17 protein-coding genes are annotated in these 16,359 nt (G+C 74.1%); 5 read left to right on the forward strand and 12 right to left on the reverse strand.

Features of this window, described 5'->3' with window-relative positions; all coding sequences use genetic code 11:
- Nucleotides 1-185 precede the first annotated feature (185 nt).
- The 8 genes from L3X23_RS15005 to rimP form a co-directional block, all read right to left on the reverse strand.
- Entirely contained in the window at nt 186-794 is a 609-nt protein-coding gene (locus tag L3X23_RS15005; protein ID WP_237192797.1) for a class I SAM-dependent methyltransferase, read from the reverse strand.
- Nucleotides 795-831: 37 nt separating this feature from the next.
- Complete coding sequence (locus tag L3X23_RS15010; protein WP_308116904.1) at nt 832-1,893, reverse strand: DHH family phosphoesterase; 1,062 nt, start codon at nt 1,891-1,893, stop codon at nt 832-834.
- Nucleotides 1,890-2,342: a 30S ribosome-binding factor RbfA gene (gene rbfA / locus L3X23_RS15015; protein ID WP_093079272.1), complete on the reverse strand. Its 453-nt coding sequence runs from the start codon at nt 2,340-2,342 to the stop codon at nt 1,890-1,892. The genes L3X23_RS15010 and rbfA overlap by 4 nt, the downstream gene beginning before the upstream one ends.
- A 9-nt stretch (nt 2,343-2,351) precedes the next feature.
- Nucleotides 2,352-2,648, reverse strand: a complete 297-nt coding sequence (locus tag L3X23_RS15020) for a DUF503 domain-containing protein (protein ID WP_093079275.1) — start codon at nt 2,646-2,648, stop codon at nt 2,352-2,354.
- A gap of 51 nt (nt 2,649-2,699) precedes the next feature.
- Nucleotides 2,700-5,759: a translation initiation factor IF-2 gene (gene infB / locus L3X23_RS35870; RefSeq protein ID WP_237192798.1), complete on the reverse strand. Its 3,060-nt coding sequence runs from the start codon at nt 5,757-5,759 to the stop codon at nt 2,700-2,702.
- Between the two features lie 99 nt (nt 5,760-5,858).
- The gene (locus L3X23_RS15030; RefSeq protein ID WP_308116984.1) at nt 5,859-6,305 is read right to left on the reverse strand and encodes a YlxR family protein; all 447 of its coding nucleotides are present in this window, start codon (nt 6,303-6,305) and stop codon (nt 5,859-5,861) included.
- The gene (nusA, locus tag L3X23_RS15035; RefSeq protein ID WP_237192799.1) at nt 6,206-7,273 is read right to left on the reverse strand and encodes a transcription termination factor NusA; all 1,068 of its coding nucleotides are present in this window, start codon (nt 7,271-7,273) and stop codon (nt 6,206-6,208) included. Before nusA ends, L3X23_RS15030 begins: the two co-directional genes overlap by 100 nt.
- Nucleotides 7,270-7,815, reverse strand: a complete 546-nt coding sequence (gene rimP, locus L3X23_RS15040; RefSeq protein ID WP_237192800.1) for a ribosome maturation factor RimP — start codon at nt 7,813-7,815, stop codon at nt 7,270-7,272. Before rimP ends, nusA begins: the two co-directional genes overlap by 4 nt.
- Before the next feature lie 142 nt (nt 7,816-7,957).
- On the opposite strand from rimP, the gene L3X23_RS15045 reads away from it, so the two are divergent.
- Entirely contained in the window at nt 7,958-8,446 is a 489-nt protein-coding gene (locus tag L3X23_RS15045) for a hypothetical protein (RefSeq protein ID WP_237192801.1), read from the forward strand.
- A complete protein-coding gene (locus L3X23_RS15050; RefSeq protein WP_237192802.1) occupies nt 8,443-8,895 on the forward strand; it encodes a ferritin-like domain-containing protein in 453 nt (150 codons plus the stop codon). Before L3X23_RS15045 ends, L3X23_RS15050 begins: the two co-directional genes overlap by 4 nt.
- Before the next feature lie 92 nt (nt 8,896-8,987).
- Here the strand turns inward: L3X23_RS15050 and L3X23_RS15055 are convergent, their stop codons facing one another.
- A complete protein-coding gene (locus L3X23_RS15055) occupies nt 8,988-9,992 on the reverse strand; it encodes an aminotransferase (RefSeq protein ID WP_237192803.1) in 1,005 nt (334 codons plus the stop codon).
- A 22-nt stretch (nt 9,993-10,014) separates the two neighbouring features.
- On the opposite strand from L3X23_RS15055, the gene L3X23_RS15060 reads away from it, so the two are divergent.
- Genes L3X23_RS15060 through L3X23_RS15070 form a run of 3 tightly spaced genes read left to right on the forward strand, consistent with a single transcriptional unit; the run spans nt 10,015 to nt 12,896 of the window.
- Nucleotides 10,015-10,419 (forward strand): YjbQ family protein, encoded by a 405-nt coding sequence (locus L3X23_RS15060; RefSeq protein WP_237192804.1) that lies wholly within the window; start codon nt 10,015-10,017, stop codon nt 10,417-10,419.
- A gap of 43 nt (nt 10,420-10,462) precedes the next feature.
- Nucleotides 10,463-11,221, forward strand: coding sequence for a hypothetical protein (locus tag L3X23_RS15065; RefSeq protein ID WP_237192805.1), 759 nt, complete (start codon nt 10,463-10,465; stop codon nt 11,219-11,221).
- A 40-nt stretch (nt 11,222-11,261) separates the two neighbouring features.
- A complete protein-coding gene (locus tag L3X23_RS15070; protein ID WP_237192806.1) occupies nt 11,262-12,896 on the forward strand; it encodes a serine/threonine-protein kinase in 1,635 nt (544 codons plus the stop codon).
- Between the two features lie 6 nt (nt 12,897-12,902).
- Here L3X23_RS15070 and L3X23_RS15075 read toward each other — a convergent pair whose 3' ends face one another.
- Genes L3X23_RS15075 through L3X23_RS15085 form a run of 3 tightly spaced genes read right to left on the reverse strand, consistent with a single transcriptional unit; the run spans nt 12,903 to nt 16,338 of the window.
- A complete protein-coding gene (locus L3X23_RS15075) occupies nt 12,903-14,240 on the reverse strand; it encodes an FAD-dependent oxidoreductase (RefSeq protein WP_237192807.1) in 1,338 nt (445 codons plus the stop codon).
- 58 nt (nt 14,241-14,298) lie between these two features.
- Nucleotides 14,299-16,044: a proline--tRNA ligase gene (locus L3X23_RS15080; RefSeq protein ID WP_237192808.1), complete on the reverse strand. Its 1,746-nt coding sequence runs from the start codon at nt 16,042-16,044 to the stop codon at nt 14,299-14,301.
- A 33-nt stretch (nt 16,045-16,077) separates the two neighbouring features.
- Nucleotides 16,078-16,338, reverse strand: coding sequence for a hypothetical protein (locus tag L3X23_RS15085; protein WP_237192809.1), 261 nt, complete (start codon nt 16,336-16,338; stop codon nt 16,078-16,080).
- Nucleotides 16,339-16,359 lie beyond the last annotated feature (21 nt).

Below are 16,359 nucleotides of genomic sequence, written 5' to 3' on the forward strand. Positions count from 1 at the left end.
AAGGCGCCCGAGACACCTACCCCCGTGTCCGCTGCACTGACAGCCGATCCGCACGGGCACGCAGCAGTGCGCATCCGCTGCCACTGCAAAGGCGCCGGAGACACCTGCCCTCGGGTCCGCCGCAGTGACAGCCGATCCGCACGAGCACGCAGCAGTGCGCATCCGCTGTCACTGCAAAGGGGCACCTACCCCTTGGGCCGCCGGCAGACGTAGATGTACGCAGGAGGCACGTTGCGCCACACCGTGCGACTGATCAACACCTCGTCGAACCGGTCGCCCAACAGCCTGCGGAAGCTGCGGGCGCCGCGCATCGCGAGCGTGTGGGTGTAGGCGAAGGTCGTGAACGCGCCCTCGGCACCGATCGCCACACCGACCTGGCCGAGGATCTCGCGCTGGCCGCCCTCGTCGAACAGCGACCACGGCAGGCCCGAGATCACGGCGTCGACGCGGTGCGCGGCCCGGTCGGCGAGCAGGGTGGTGAGCTCCTTGGCGTCGCCGGCGACGACTTCCAGCCCCGGACGGGTGCGGCGCAGGAAGGCCGCCATCGAGGGGTCCAGCTCCACCGCGAGGTGGCGCGACCCCGCGGGCAGCCGCCCGGCGATCACCGCGGACACCGACCCGGTCCCCGGCCCCAGCTCGACGACCGTGGGCGTGCCCCGCGACGGCACCACCGACGCCAGCACGCCCGCCAGGCGCGGGGAGCTCGGGTAGACCGCGCCGATCCGGCCGGGTCGACGGAGGGCGGCCGCGAGGAAGGTGCGCCGTGCGGACGGCGCGGCGAGATCAGCGCTCACGGGGCCCACCGTACGCACTCCGGGTGAACGGGTCGTGTCACCTTCGTCCGGAATCGCCCAACGACGTCCGGATCGCCGCGAGGATTCCCTCCCGGTCGCCGTCCCGGGTGAAGCCCGCGGCTCGGGGATGCCCGCCGCCGCCCAGCGCCACCGCGACGGCGGCGACGTCCACGGCGCCGCGCGAGCGCAGCGACACCGTCCAGCGGGTGCGGGCGATCTGCTTGAGCACCACCGTCACCTCGGCCTCCACGGCCGTGCGCACGAGGTCGACGACGCTCTCGACCTCCTCCGGCCGGAACGACTCGACCACCGCGAGCGGCACCGTGGCGTGCACGAGGTCACCGTCGAGCGTCGCCCCGGCGAGGATCTCGCCGAGCGCGGCCAGCCAGGCGAACGGGTGCGAGTCGACGAGCGTGCGCATCAGCGGCTCGACCTGCACCCCCGCCTCGACGAGCTCCGCGGCCAGCCGGTGCGGCCCCGGCCCGCCGATCCGGAACCCGACGGTGTCCGTGGCGAGCCCGGCGTACAGGCACGCCCCGATCACCGGGTCGATGTCCACGTCCAGGAGGTCGAGGATGCGGTGCACCAGGATCACGGTGGCCTCGGCGCGGGGGTCGAGCACCTGGACGTCCCCGAACCCGGGGTTCGACGCGTGGTGGTCGACCAGGATCGTCGTCTCCGCCGCGTCCACCCGGTCGGCGAGGATGCCGAGCCTGCGGCGGTCCGCCGTGTCGCAGCAGACGACGACCTCGGGGTCGACGGGGACGTCGGCGGGCCGGTGGAGCAGGCCCTCGACGTCGAGCGCGCGCAGCGTCTCGGGCGGCAGCTCGTCCGGCTCGGCCGCCCCGTAGGACACGACCACCTGCACACCCCGCCGGTGCAACGCGACACCCAGCGCCAACGCCGAACCGAGCGAGTCCGCGTCCGGGTTGACGTGACCGAGCAGGACGACCCGGGTGGCCCCGTCCAGGACGTCCGCTGCGGTCTCGACGGCCTCGTCGACCGCACGGGCACGGTCGGCGGCCGTCAGCCGCGCGAGCTCACGGGCCCGGTCGGCGGCACGGGCACGGGCCCAGCGGGCCTCCTGCTCGGTGGTCACTCGTCGTCCGGGTCCGGCTCGCGGGGCGCCTTGTACGGGTCGGGCTCGCCCGCGTACCGAGCGCTGGTGGCGAGCTTGGCCACCTCGGCGTCCGAGGCCCGGGTGCGCGCGAGCAGCTCCTCCATCCGCGCGGCCTCGTGCGGCACCTCGTCGGTGACGAACGCCAAGGACGGCGTGTGCCGGATCCCGGTCTGCTGCCCGACCATCGTGCGGAGCACACCCTTGGCGCTCTCCAGCGCTGCGGCGGCGCCCTTGAGGTCGGGCTCCTCGTCGACGGTCCGGCCGAGCACGGTGTAGTACACGGTGGCCTCGCGCAGGTCACCGGTCACGCGGGCGTCGGTGATCGTGACGCCCCCCAGCCGCGGGTCCTTCACCGTGTGCTCGATCGCCTCGGCGACGATCTGGGTGATCCGCTTCGCCAGCCGGCGGGCGCGGGCCTGGTCCACCATGGCGCGCTCCTAGTCCTCTTCCGGCCCGAACAGGCGCTGTCGGGCAGACAACAGTTCCAGCTCGGGGCGACCGGCCACGAGCCGCTCACAGGAGTCCAGCACGTCTCGCACGTGGGCCACGTCCGCGGCCACGCACGAGACCCCGATCAGGGCACGTCGGTGCAGGTCCAGGTGTCCCGCCTCGGCGGCGGACACGGCGAAGCGCCGCCGCAGCTCGGCCACCACGGGCCGCACGGCGGAGCGCTTCTGTTTGAGCGAGTGCACGTCCCCGAGCAGGACGTCGCACTCCAGTGCTCCTACATACATGGGTGGTAGACCCGATCGGCGGGCCCCGTGCGGGGCCCGCCGATCAGGGGGTCAGGCGCGAGGCTTCTCGCGCATCTCGAACGTCTCGATGACGTCGTCGACCTTGATGTCGCTGTAGCTGCCCAGGGTCAGACCGCACTCGAAGCCCTCGCGGACCTCGACCACGTCGTCCTTGAAGCGCCGCAGCGAGCTGATCGGCAGGTTGTCCGCGATGACCACGGAGTCCCGCAGCAGGCGCCCGCGGGCGTTGCGGCGGATCTCCCCGCTCATCACGAGGCAACCGGCGATCGTGCCGAACTTGGAGGACTTGAAGACGTCGCGGACCTCGGCGCGGCCGAGCTCCACCTCCTCGTACTCCGGCTTGAGCATGCCCTTCAGGGCCTGCTCGATCTCCTCGATGGCCTGGTAGATCACGGTGTAGTACCGGATCTCCACGCCCTCGCGGTTCGCCAGCTCGGTCGCCTTGCCCTCGGCCCGGACGTTGAAGCCCATGACGATGACGTTGTCCGCGATGGCGAGGTTGATGTCGCCCTCGGTGATGCCACCGACGCCGCGGTGGATGACGCGGAGGTCCACGTCGTCTCCCACGTCGAGCTTCATCAGGGCGTCCTCGAGGGCCTCGACGGTACCCGAGTTGTCACCCTTGATGATCAGGTTGAGGGTGTTGGTCTCCTTCAGCGCGGCGTCGAGGTCCTCGAGCGACACGCGCTTGCGGCGGCTGGCCAGCTCGGCGTTGCGCTCGCGCGCCCGCCGCCGGTCGGCGATCTGCCGGGCCACCCGGTCCTCGTCCACGACGAGGAACGTGTCGCCCGCACCCGGGACCGACGTCAGGCCGATGACCTGCACCGGACGCGACGGGAGCGCCTCGGTGATGTCGTCCCCGTGCTCGTCGACCATCCGCCGGACACGACCCGACGCGTCGCCCGCGACCAGCGAGTCGCCGACGCGCAGCGTGCCGCGCTGGACCAGGACGGTCGCCACCGGACCACGGCCGCGGTCGAGGTGACCCTCGATCGTGACGCCCTGGGCCTCCATGTTCGGGTTGGCCCGCAGGTCCAGCGCCGCGTCCGCGGTGAGCAGGATCGCCTCGAGCAGCTGGTCGATGTTCGTCCCCTGCTTCGCGGAGATGTCGACGAACATCGTGTCGCCGCCGTACTCCTCCGCGACCAGGTTGTACTCGGTCAGCTGCTGGCGGATCTTCGCCGGGTTGGCACCCTCGACGTCGATCTTGTTCACCGCGACCACGATCGGCACGTCGGCCGCCTGGGCGTGGTTGATCGCCTCGACGGTCTGGGGCATCACGCCGTCGTCCGCCGCGACCACGATCACCGCGATGTCCGTGGACTTCGCGCCGCGGGCACGCATGGCGGTGAACGCCTCGTGACCCGGGGTGTCGATGAAGGTGATCGGACGCTCGACACCCTCCAGCTCCGTCTGCACCTGGTAGGCGCCGATGTGCTGGGTGATGCCGCCGGCCTCGCCCTCGCGGACGTTCGCCTTGCGGATGGTGTCGAGGAGTCGGGTCTTACCGTGGTCGACGTGACCCATGATGGTCACGACCGGCGGCCGGACGACCCAGTCCTCCTCGTCCCCGTCGTCTCCGAAGGAGATGTCGAAGCTGTCGAGCAGCTCGCGATCCTCCTCCTCCGGGCTGACGACCTGGACGTTGTAGTTCATCTCGTTGCCGAGGAGCTCGAGCACCTCGTCGGCGACGGACGCCGTGGCCGTGACCATCTCGCCCAGGTGGAACAGCACCTGGACCAGGGACGCCGGGTTGGCGTTGATCTTCTCGGCGAAGTCCGTCAGGGACGCACCGCGCGGGAGCCGGATCGTCTCGCCGGAGCCCTTCGGAAGGCGCACACCGCCGACCGACGGCGCCTGCATGGCGTCGTACTCCTGGCGCTTCTGCCGCTTCGACTTGCGACCCTTGCGGGCCGGTCCACCGGGGCGACCGAAGGCACCCGCGGTGCCACCACGGGCACCGGGACGACCGCCACCGCCGCCGGGACGACCGCGGAAGCCACCGCCCGCCGGGGCGCCGCCGCCACCGGGGCCACCGCCGCCGGGACGGAAACCGCCGCCACCGCCGCCGGGACGACCACCGGGACCGCCCGGACGACCGCCGGGGCCACCACGGCCGCCGCCGGGACCGCCGCGCCCACCGGGCGCCGGACGGCCACCCGCCGGACGGGCGGGCATCATGCCGGGGTTCGGCCGCGGGGGCATGTTGCCCGGGTTCGGCCGCGGACCACCGGGACGGTCACCCGAGCGCTGCGGCGGGCGGGGCCCACCGGTGCCGGGACCGCCCGGACGCGGAGCGCCGCCACCGGGGCGACCCTCGCCGCCCTGCGGACGGTCGCCACCCTGCTGGGGCGGCGGGCCCGGACGCGGCGCGGCCGGACGGGGCGGGGCCCCGGAACCGACGCCGAACGGGTTGTTGCCGACGCGCGGCTGGCGCGGGCCGGGACGCGGCCCGGCGCTGCGCGGGGGCACGGTGCCCGCACCGGAACCACCCTGGGCGGCCGCGGGACGCGACTGCTCGGGACGGGGGCCGGGACGCGCGCCGCCACCCTGCTGCCTACGGTCGCCCTCACCCTGCGGCCGCTGCTGCGGCGCGGGCTGGGCCGGACCGGGCCGAGGGCCGGGACGCGGACCCGAGGGCGCGCCGGACGGGCGCGCCGGAGCCGCCGGAGCGGCGCTCGCGGCGGGGGCCTCCGGCTGCGCGGGGGCGGCCGGGGTCTCCGGGGTGTTCTGCGGACCGGGGCGCGGACCGGGACGGTTGCCCGCACCGGGCGCGGGCGCACCGGGACGGGGGCCGGGACCCGGGGTGGGGGCGCTCGACGGGCGCGGGCCGGGCTTGGGGCCGGGACCGGGCGTCGGGGCGCCACCGGACTGTCCGGGGCGCGGACGGCTGCCGCTGCCGGGGATGCCCCGGCGCTGTGCTCCACCGTTGCCTGCCATCGAGTCGCGCAGCTTGCGCGCGACCGGGGCCTCCACGGTGGAGGAGGGGGACTTCACGAACTCCCCCAGATCCTGCAGCTTGCTCAGGACCTGCTTACTCGAGATGCCGAGCTCTTTCGCGAGCTCGTGCACGCGGGCCTTGCCTGCCACTGCTCTCCTCTGACTTCGACGAGAGGCCGGGCGGCAGGTGTCCGCTCGACCTCGAACCTAGAGTCGATGCACGTTCATGGTGCGATCTTCACGACTGGCTCATGACGGGTCGACCTTGTCTTCTGTGAATGACGGCGCCGAGACGATCTCGACACCCTCCTGCTGCTCCAGATGCTTCCGGACCGCAGCGGTGTCCAGCGGCCCCGGGACACGAAGTGCCCGCGGGAACGCCGAGCGGCGCTCGGCCCGGTCGAGACACTCCGGGCGGGGATGCACCGAGGCACCCCGACCGGGGAGGCGCCTGCGCGGGTCCGGGACCAGGGTCCCGTCCACCACGACGACGCGCAACAGACCGGTGGCCTGCTCGCGTCTCCGACACCCGACACACGTACGGACGGGTCCCGGCTCCGAATCGCGGGCCGGGGACGAGTGTAGCGCGTCCGCACTCAGCCGACCGACTCCGTCCCCGCCGTCCCCGCCACACTCTCCGCCTCGGCGTCCGCGGCGGCCCGGGGGTCGGCGTCGCTGCGGATGTCGATCCGCCAGCCGGTCAACCGGGCGGCGAGCCGGGCGTTCTGCCCCTCCTTGCCGATGGCGAGGGAGAGCTGGAAGTCCGGCACGACGACCCGCGCGGTGCGCGCCTTGGCGTCCACCACCGTGACCGACACCACCTTCGACGGGGAGAGGGCGTTGCCGACGAACGTCGCCGGATCGGCCGACCAGTCGATGATGTCGATCTTCTCGTCGTGCAGCTCGCTCATGACGTTGCGCACCCGCTGGCCCATCGGGCCGATGCAGGCACCCTTCGGGTTGACCCCGGGGACGGTGGAGCGCACCGCGATCTTCGAGCGGTGCCCGGCCTCGCGGGCCACGGCGACGATCTCGACGGAGCCGTCGACCAGCTCCGGCACCTCGAGCGCGAACAGCTTGCGGACGAGGTTGGGGTGCGTTCGCGACAACGTGATCTGCGTCCCCCGCATTCCCCGGGTCACCCCGACGACGAAGCAGCGGATCCGGTCGCCGTGCTCGTAGCGCTCACCGGGCACCTGCTCGGTCTGCGGCAGCACGCCCTCGATCCGGCCCCCCGCGCCGCGGCGGGAGTTGTCCTCGAGCTGCACCACGACCACGCCGCGCGCGTTCGCCCGGGCGTCCCGCTGCACGACGCCGGAGATGATCTCGCCCTCCGACGCCGCGAACTCGCCGTAGGTGCGCTCGTGCTCGGCGTCTCGCAGGCGCTGCACGATCACCTGGCGCGCGGTGGTGGCGGCGATCCGGCCGAAGCCCTCGGGGGTGTCGTCCCACTCCGGGCCCGCGGCGCCGTCCTCGGACACCTCGTGCGCCATGACCCGGACCAGGCCGGACTTGCGGTCGATGTCGATGCGGGCGTGCGGCTCGTGGCCGTCGGTGTGCTTGTACGCGGTGAGCAGCGCCGTCTCGATGGCCTCGATCACCGTGTCGAACGGGATCTCCTTCTCCCGCTCGATGGCGCGCAGGGCGGCGATGTCGACGTTCACTGTCCTTCTCCGTTCCCGGCGCCGAGCGCCTCGACCTCCGCCGCGGGCGGCGCCTTGAACTCGACCTGCACGACCGCGCGGGTCACGTCCGCGTAGGCCAGCTCGCGCGGCTCCGGCTTCTTCGCGCCGGCCTCGACGACCGTGACGGAGTCCTCCCCCGCCGTGCCGACCCGGACCTCGACGGTCTCCCCCGAGGTCAGCGAGACCTTCGCCAGCCGCAGGTGCGCGCGCCGCCAGTGCAGCGGGCGGGTCAGCGGCCGGTCGACGCCGGGTGAGGTCACCTCGAGCGTGTACGACCCGGCGATCAGGTGCTCGTGGCGGTCGAGCTCCGCGGCGGCGCTGCGGGACAGCCGGGCGATCGCGTCCAGCGGAACGCCGGTCTGCTCCGCGGTCTCGGGGACGTCGACGACGACCTTGACGGTGTGCTTGCGACCGGCGGCCCGCACCTCGAGATCGTCGAGCTCGAACCCGGCGTCGGCGACGAGGGGCTCCAGCACTCCGCGCAGGGAGCCGGGGAGCTGCTCGGGGACTCCGGGGGGCATGGGACTCCTTGGCGAGATGACGTGACGGTGACGCGGGCGAACGTGAGGGGCCGGACGGCCGTCCAGCCTAGCGCGGCGGCCGGGACGGACGGGCGGACCCGTCGCGGCCGACCACGGAACGCATACGGCAGGATGCGAGGCCGTGTCGTCCGTGTCGTCCGAGCCGCTCGTGGCCCCCGCCCGGGTCACCCGCCGCCGGGCGCTCGTCGTCCTGGGGCTGGCGGTGCCCGTGCTGGCCGCCTGCACCACGTCCCCCGCGGACGACGGCCCGGACCCCCTGATCCCGCTGGCCGAGCGGGCCCGCGTCGACGCGGCCCTGGTCACCGCCGCGATCACCGCGGATCCCGCGCTCACGCCGCGGCTGGATCCGCTGCGCTCGGCGCGCAACGACCACGCCGCCGCGCTGCAGGCCGAGATCGACCGGCTGGCGGGCCCGCAGAGCTCGGCCACCGCGACCCCCGCACCCGCGCCCGCCCCGACCGGCCCGGTGGACCTCGCCGCGGTGCGGCAGGCGCTGGACGCCGCGGCCCGCGAGGCGACCGGGCTGGTGGCCACCCTCCCGACCGGCCGGGTGGGCCTCGTCGGCTCGCTGGCCGCCTGCTGCGCGACCTACGCGGCGGTGCTCACGTGAGCTCCACCCAGCTGGACCCGGAGGCGATCGCCGCCCTGCAGGCCGCGTTGGCCGCGGAGCACGCGGCCCTCTGGGTCTACACGCTGATCGTCGCGTTCGTGCCGCCGGACCAGGCGGCCGTGGCGCGCACGGACATCGAGGCGCACCGCACACTGCGCGGGCAGATCGAGCAGACGCTGACCGACGTCGGCGCCCGGCCGGTGTCCGCCGAGCCCGCCTACCGCACCCCCGCCCCCGTGACGGACGCCCTGTCGGCGGGCCGCCTCGCCGTCACCGCGGAGGCGGACGTCCTCGCCGCCTGGCGGTCGGTCCTGGAGCAGACCACCCAGGTCCCGCTGCGCGCCGCGGCCTTCAAGGCCCTGAGCGAGGGCACCGCCCGCGCGGCGCGCTGGCGCCTCGCGACCAACACCCTCCCCGTCGTCCCGCCCCTGCCCGGCATCACCCGCTGACCCGTGAGTGGAGGCCGGGGGCCGGCAGCCGCCGGAGGCGGCGGGGTGGGTGAGCGGAGTCGCCAGAGCGACCATCGCCACTCACGGTCAGGTCAGGTCAGGGCGGCCAGGGCGCGGTCGACGTCGTCGTCGGTGGAGTAGAGGGCGAACGAGAGCCGCGCACCGCCGCCGCGGGCCGTGACCTGCAGCCCGGCCGCCTGCAGGCGCTCGGCGGCGGCGGGGTCGGCCACGTGGACGATCGCCGAACCGGCGGGGTCGAGCCCCACCCCCGCGCGGAACCGGTCCGCCAGTCCCACGCAGTGCGCGCGGACCGCCGCGAGGTCCAGACCGGCGAGCCACTCCAGGGACTCGGCCGCCCCCACGTGGCAGTACCAGGCGGGTGAGGTGTCGAGGCCGCGCGCCTGGGTCGCCAGCCGCGGCGGGAGCCCCGTGGTGCTCCCCCACGGGTCCTGGGCGGCGTACCAGTTCGCGGCGTGCGGGACCAGCCGCAGCCGCGGGTGCACCGCCATCCAGGCCGCCCCGCGCGGCGCGAAGAGCCACTTGTAGCAGGCCCCCACCACGGCGTCCGCCCACCCGAGGTCCAACGGCTGCCACCCGGCCGCCTGCGTGACGTCCAGCAGCACCGTCGCGTCCGTGCGGGCCCGGAGCGCGTCGAGGTCCGCGAGCCGGCCGTCGAGCGACTGCACCACGCTCACCGCGAGCACGTCCGCGTCCGCCTCGGCGAGCCGCTCGAGCGGCACCTCGGTGACGGTGATCCCCCGCCCCTGCACCGCGAACGGGTAGGTGACGCTGGAGAACTCGCCCTCGGCCACCGCGACCCGCGCGCCGTCCGGGGTGGCCGCCGCGACGAGCCCCACCAGCGGCGACACCGCGCCGCCGACCGCGACCCGGTCGGCGTCGACCCCCACCAACCGGCCGAACGCCGCCCGGGCCCGGGCCACGACGTCGTCGAAGTCCGTGGCCCGGCCCGCGCCGGTACGCCAGCGCCGCAGGGCCGCGTCCACGGCGTCCGCGGTCGCGCGTGGCGGCACCCCGACGCTCGCGGTGCTCAGGTATCCGGCGGGGACGTCGAAGGGCGAACCGAAGGCCGTGCGCACGAGCGGACCCTACGCTCGCACCATGCGCAGCGAGGAGATCGAGATCCGGACCGGCGGCACCGAGCGGGTGGTCGACCTGACCCGTCGGATCGCCGAGTTCTGCCGCGACGAGCAGGACGGGCTGGTGAACGTCTGGGTGCCGCACGCGACCGCGGGCGTCGCGGTCATCGAGACCGGCGCGGGCAGCGACGACGACCTGCTCGAGGCGTTGCGGACCCTGCTCCCCGGAGACGACCGGTGGTCGCACCGGCACGGCTCCGCGGGCCACGGCCGCGACCACGTGCTGCCCGCGATCATCGCCCCGTCGATGTCCGTGCCGGTGCTGGGCGGGCGGATGGCCCTGGGCACCTGGCAGTCGGTCTGTCTGGTGGACACCAACGTCGACAACGCCGTCCGGACCGTGCGGCTCTCCTTCCTCGCCGGGTGACGAACGTGATCACGCCGAGACCCCGGGCGGTTAGGCTCGGCGGGTGGCCGATCCGGAGGGGACCGACGACGAGACCCGTGTCGTGCCCCGGGCCGACCCCACCCAGGTGGGAGTGCCCTGGGCTCCTCCGCCTCCCCCACCGCCCCCACCTCCCCCACCCGGCCCCCGACCCGAGCACACGGGCCGCTGGATCGCGGGCCTGACGGCGGTGATCCTGGTCGTGGCGGGTCTGCTGGCCGGCGGGTTCTGGCTGGTGATCGGGTCCCTGGGCCCGTCGGTGCCCGCGGGGTTCCGCGCGGTCGACACCCCGTACCTGCGCTACGCCGTGCCCGCCGACTGGACCCCGGTCGACGGGGAGACCGTGCGGATCCTGGGCGTCACATTCGGCGGCGGCGCGGACGCGCCCGCCTACACCTGCCGCGGCGACGGCTACAAGCGCGGGACCGCCACGAGCACGCTCGTGCAGACCGACGCCGAGCCCGCCGCGGCCGCCACGGACTTCGCCGACCGGCTCGGCCGGTCGTTCTACACCGACACCGCGGGCCACACGCCCGAGGTGACGCTGTCCGACCCGCGCCCCACCGGCGCCGGGACCGTCGTCGAGGCGCGGGTCCGCGCCCCGGTCGACGACGGCTGCCTGGCGACCGAGGGGGTGGTCGCGGTGCTCGCGGCGCCGGTGGCGAGCGGCGGCACGGCGCTGCTCGTCGTGAACGTCGACACCGCGGGCGGGCCCGCGTCCAGCCCGCTCCCGGATCCGGCGGTCGTCGATCGGATCCTGGACAGCGCGACGGCCGCCGGCTAACACCGTCGTCCGTTCGCTCGACACTGGGAGAGGAGGCGGTGTGGAGGGCACGACGTTCGGCCCGTACACGATCGAGTCGCTGCTCGGTCGTGGCGGCATGGGAGAGGTCTACCGGGCCTTCGACACCGAGACCGACCGCGAGGTCGCGCTCAAGGTGCTGCCCGCGCACCTCGCGGACGACCCGGAGTACACGGAGCGGTTCCGCCGCGAGTGCCGCGCCGCGGCCAAGCTGCGCGACCCCCACGTGGTCCCGATCCACCGCTTCGGCGAGATCGACGGGCGGCTCTACCTCGACATGCGCCTGGTCTCCGGCAGCGACCTGGGCACCCGGCTCGCCGAACGCGGCCCACTGACCCCCGCCGTCGCCGTCTCGGTCGTGGCCCAGATCGCCTCCGCGCTCGACGCCGCCCACGCCGAGGGCATGGTCCACCGGGACGTGAAGCCCTCGAACATCCTGCTCACCGGGCCGGACGACGAGCTGTTCGCCTACCTGTTCGACTTCGGCATCGCCAGCTCCAGCGGCGTGTCCGACGGCGGCGAGCAGCTCACCCGCTCCGGCACCGTCCCCGGGTCGGTCGCCTACCTGGCCCCCGAACGCTTCCACGGGGTCGTCGCGGACCGCCGCGTCGACGTCTACGCCCTGGCCTGCGTGCTCTACCAGGCACTGACCGGCAAGGCACCCTTCGCGGGCGACCTGCCCACCCTGATGCACGCCCACCTGCACCTGCCCGTGCCGCTGATCCAGCGCGCGGAGGTGCCCGGCGGCCTGGACGACGTCGTCGCGCGCGGGATGGCGAAGGACCCGGACCACCGCTACGCCACCGCGGGCGAGCTCGCCGCGGCGGCCCGGGCCGCGGTCGGCTCCGGCGCCGTCCCCACGGCGCCGCCGACGGCCACCGACACCCCGCGGCCCTCGACCTTCGGCTCGATGCCGTCGGACCCGCGGTATCCCCGGTACGCACAGCAGGCCGCGTCATCGGACCCGCGCTGGGCCGCGGCGCCACCGACCGCGCCGGGCTGGCAGACCGGGCCACCGCCCGAGCCGCGGCGGCGCGGGATCTCCAAGGCCGGGCTGGCCGCGGTGATCGTCACCTGCGTCGTGCTGCTGGCGGGCCTCGGCGTGGCGGGCTACTTCGTGAACCGGGTGATCACGGGCGCGTCGGCGCCGACCACGACCCCTACCGCGACGCCCACGCCGCAGGCCGTCACCACGGCCGTCCCCGGCTCGGAGGACGCGCAGCTGCTGGCCGCGCTCCCCGCGGGGTTCTCCACCGCGAACTGCACCCCGAACCTGCAGACCGCCACGACCATCGGCGCGACCGGGTACGTCGAGTGCGAGAACGGGCCCGCGGACGGGCCGGACGGTGCCACGTTCAGCCGCTACGCCCAGCAGAGCCTGCTCGACGGCGGGTTCGACGGCGCCGCCACGGCGGACAACGTCTCGGTGCAGCAGGGCGCCGAGCACGCGCAGTGCCGCACCGGCGCCACGCTCGCCACCGGCTACTCCGTCGACGGCCGGTTCGCGGGCCGGGTCGGCTGCTACCTCGACCCGAGCGGCGCCGCGTACCTGTTCTGGTCCGACAACGCCGCGCTGTCCTTCGGCTACCTGCGCCGCACCGACGGCGACGCCGCGGCCCTCTACGACTGGTGGCTCGCGAACGACTTCCGCCGCTGACCCCGCTCAGGCGGTGCGGGAGAGCTCGACCATCTCCGCGCGCGGCACGACCTTCATCCGCTCGCGGCCGCGCTCCTCGCCGAGCCCGCGCTCGTGCTTGTCGAGCTGCAGCCAGCCGTCCCAGGTCGTGTACTGCACGCCCCGCTCCTCCAGCAGCTCCACCACGGCGGCGGGGTCGGGCACCGGTGCGGGGGTGAGCGTGTCCGCCAGCAGCGACCCGACCGTCTCCAGCGCACAGCCCTTGGTGTGCCCGATCAGCCCGACGGGCCCGCGCTTGATCCAGCCCACGGCGTAGACGCCGGGGACGTGCTGGCCGTCGAAGTCCAGGACCCGGCCCGCCGCGTGCGGCAGGGTGCCCGACAGGGCGTCCCACGGCAGCTCGGGGAGCTCGGAGCCGATGTAGCCGACGGCGCGGTAGAGCGCCTGCAGCGGGTGGTCGGTGAACACGCCGGTCCCCCGCACCCCGCCGTCGCCGCGCAGCTCCATCCGCTCGGTGCGCAGCCCGCTCACCCGGTCCTGCCCCAGCACCGCGACGGGGTTGGACAGGAAGTGCAGGTGCAGCCGCCGCGGCGCGGGCTTGCGGTCCCGCAGGGCCCAGTCCTGCAACGTCTTGACCACCATCTGGGTCTGCTTCGACTCGCGCAGCGCGGCCAGCGACCCGTCGTCGAACTCGACGTCCTCCGGTGCCACGACCACCTCGACGCCCGGCACGTGGTCGAGCTCGCGCAGCTCCATCGGCGTGAACTTGGCCTGCGCCAGGCCGCGGCGCGCGAACACGTGGACGTCGGTGGCGCGGTTGGCGAGCAGCCCGGCGTGGACGTTGTCCGGGATCTCGGTCGAGAGCATGTCGTCGGCGTGCTTGGCGAGCACTCGGGCCACGTCCAACGCCACGTTCCCGGCCCCGATCACCCCGACGTGCGCGGCGTCGAGGGTCCAGTCCCGCGGGACGTCCGGGTGCCCGTCGAACCACTTCACGAACTCGGCGGCGCCATGGCTGCCCGGCAGGTCGATCCCGGGGATGTCGAGGTCCCGGTCCCGCTCGCAGCCCGTCGCGACGATCACGGCGTCGTAGAGCATCCGGACGTCGGACAGCGACAGGTCCCGCCCGTACGCCACGTTGCCGAACAGCCGCACACCGGGCTTGCTGAGCACGGTGTGCAGCGCGCCGACGATCCCCTTGATGCGCGGGTGGTCGGGCGCGACGCCGTAGCGGACCAGCCCGAACGGCGCCGGGAGCCGGTCGAACAGGTCGATCGAACACGCCGTGCCGGACTTCATCAGCGTGTCGGCGGCGTAGATCCCCGCCGGTCCCGCTCCGATGATCGCGATCCGCAACTCCCGCATGATCACACGGTAGCGGAAGAAAGGTGAGCCTTACCTAATGACGCCGCTCACAGTTCGCTCAGCCCCGGACGAGGGCGGCGACGGTCTCCGCCGCGCCCTCGACCGCGATCTCGGTGCGCTCGCCGGTGGCCCGGTCCTTGACCTCGAGGGTGCCCTCGGCCAGGCCGCGACCCACCACGACGATGGTGGGCACGCCGATCAGCTCCGCGTCGGCGAACTTCACCCCGGGGCTGGTCTTGCGGTCGTCGAGCACCACGGACAGCCCGAGCGCCTCGAGCTCGGCGGAGAGCGCCTCGCCCGCGGCGAGCAGCTCCGGGTTGCTCTTGTGCGCCACGACCACGTGCACGTCGAAGGGGGCCACGGCCCGCGGCCACACCAGGCCGGAGTCGTCGTGCGACTGCTCGGCGATGGCCGCGACCAGCCGCGACACACCGATCCCGTACGAGCCCATGGTGATCCGGACGGGCTTGGAGTCGGGGCCCAGCGCGTCGAGCTTGAAGGCGTCCGCGTACTTGCGGCCGAGCTGGAAGATGTGGCCGATCTCGATGCCGCGCGCCGCCTCGAGCACACCGGTGCCGTCCGGAGAGGGGTCACCGGCGCGCACCTCGGCGGCCTCGATCGTGCCGTCCGGGGTGAAGTCCCGGCCGCACACCAGGTCCACGACGTGGTGGTCGGCCCGGTCCGCACCCGTCACCCAGGCCGTGCCGGTGACGATCCGGGGGTCGACGACGTAGCGCACCCCGTTGTCCTGCAGCGCCTTCGGCCCGATGTACCCCTTCACCAGGAACGGGTTCGCGGCGAAGTCCTTCTCCTCGAGCAACGCCACCTCGGCGGGCTCCAGCCCCGCCTCGACGCGCTTCATGTCGACCTCGCGGTCGCCGGGCACGCCGATCGCCAGCAGCTCCCACTCGTCGGATCCGGGCTGCCGGGTCTTGAGCAGCACGTTCTTCAGCGTGTCGGCCGCCGTGAACTTGCGGTCGGTGTTGGCGTTCAGGAAGTCGACGAGCGACTCGATCGTGGGGGTGTCCGGCGTGTGGTGCACGACGGCGGCGGGCTTGTCCTCGACGGACTGTGCGGGCGGCGCGGGGGTCGTCACCGCCTCGACGTTCGCCGCGTAGCCGCCGGGCCCGCGCACGAAGGTGTCCTCACCCGTCTCGGACTCGGCGAGGAACTCCTCGGACGCCGAGCCGCCCATCGCGCCGGACGTCGCCGCGACGATCACGTAGCGCAGCCCCAGCCGGTCGAAGGTCTTGATGTACGCCGCGCGGTGCTTGGCGTAGGACTCCGACAGGCCCTCGTCGGTCAGGTCGAAGGAGTACGAGTCCTTCATCAGGAACTCGCGGCCGCGCAGGATGCCCGCGCGGGGCCGCTCCTCGTCCCGGTACTTGGTCTGGATCTGGTACAGGATGACCGGGTAGTCCTTGTAGGACGAGAACTCGCCCTTCACGGTGAGCGTGAACAGCTCCTCGTGGGTGGGCCCGAGCAGGTAGTCCGCGCCCTTGCGGTCCTTGAGCCGGAAGATGTTGGGGCCGTACTCGGTCCACCGGTTCGTGGCCTCGTAGGGCTCGCGGGGCAGCAGCGCGGGGAACTGGATCTCCTGGGCGCCGATGGCGTCCATCTCCTCGCGCACGATCTGCTCGATGCGCCGCAGCACCTTCAGCCCGAGCGGCAGCCAGGAGTAGACGCCCGGGGCGATCCGGCGGACGTAGCCCGCGCGGACCAGCAGCTTGTGGCTGGGCACCTCCGCGTCGGCCGGGTCCTCGCGGAGGGTGCGAAGGAACAGCGACGACATCCTGGTCAACACCCCTGGAAGGTTACTGAGACCCGCCAGGGGCTTTCATCGGCCCCGCAGGATCAGCACCGCCGCGAGCACCTGGAGCAGAACGCCGACGGTCGCGGCCACCGCCGCCACCGCCGGGATCTCACCCGTCGCGGCGAGTACGAAGGCGGGCAGGCTCGGCAGGATGGCGACCAGCGCCAGCACGGCGACCACCAGGGCCGCCCGCCGGTTCCCGCGCCAGGCGGGCACGCCCAGCACCAGCGTGCCCAGCAGCACGAGGGCCGCGACCACGGCGACGACCACCACGCCGACGACCACCCCATCGTCCGGGGCGGTCTC

Source organism: Pseudonocardia sp. WMMC193 (assembly GCF_021728735.1).
GTDB lineage: Bacteria > Actinomycetota > Actinomycetes > Mycobacteriales > Pseudonocardiaceae > Pseudonocardia > Pseudonocardia oroxyli.

Bases quoted from the DNA above. Each gene is read 5' to 3' on its own strand.
- L3X23_RS15060 (WP_237192804.1), top strand. From the start codon at position 10,015: ATGCGCAGCGAGGAGATCGAGATCCGGACCGGCGGCACCGAGCGGGTG.
- L3X23_RS15020 (WP_093079275.1), bottom strand. From the start codon at position 2,648: ATGTATGTAGGAGCACTGGAGTGCGACGTCCTGCTCGGGGACGTGCAC.
- L3X23_RS15075 (WP_237192807.1), bottom strand. From the start codon at position 14,240: ATGCGGGAGTTGCGGATCGCGATCATCGGAGCGGGACCGGCGGGGATC.
- rbfA (WP_093079272.1), bottom strand. From the start codon at position 2,342: ATGGTGGACCAGGCCCGCGCCCGCCGGCTGGCGAAGCGGATCACCCAG.
- rimP (WP_237192800.1), bottom strand. From the start codon at position 7,815: ATGCCCCCCGGAGTCCCCGAGCAGCTCCCCGGCTCCCTGCGCGGAGTG.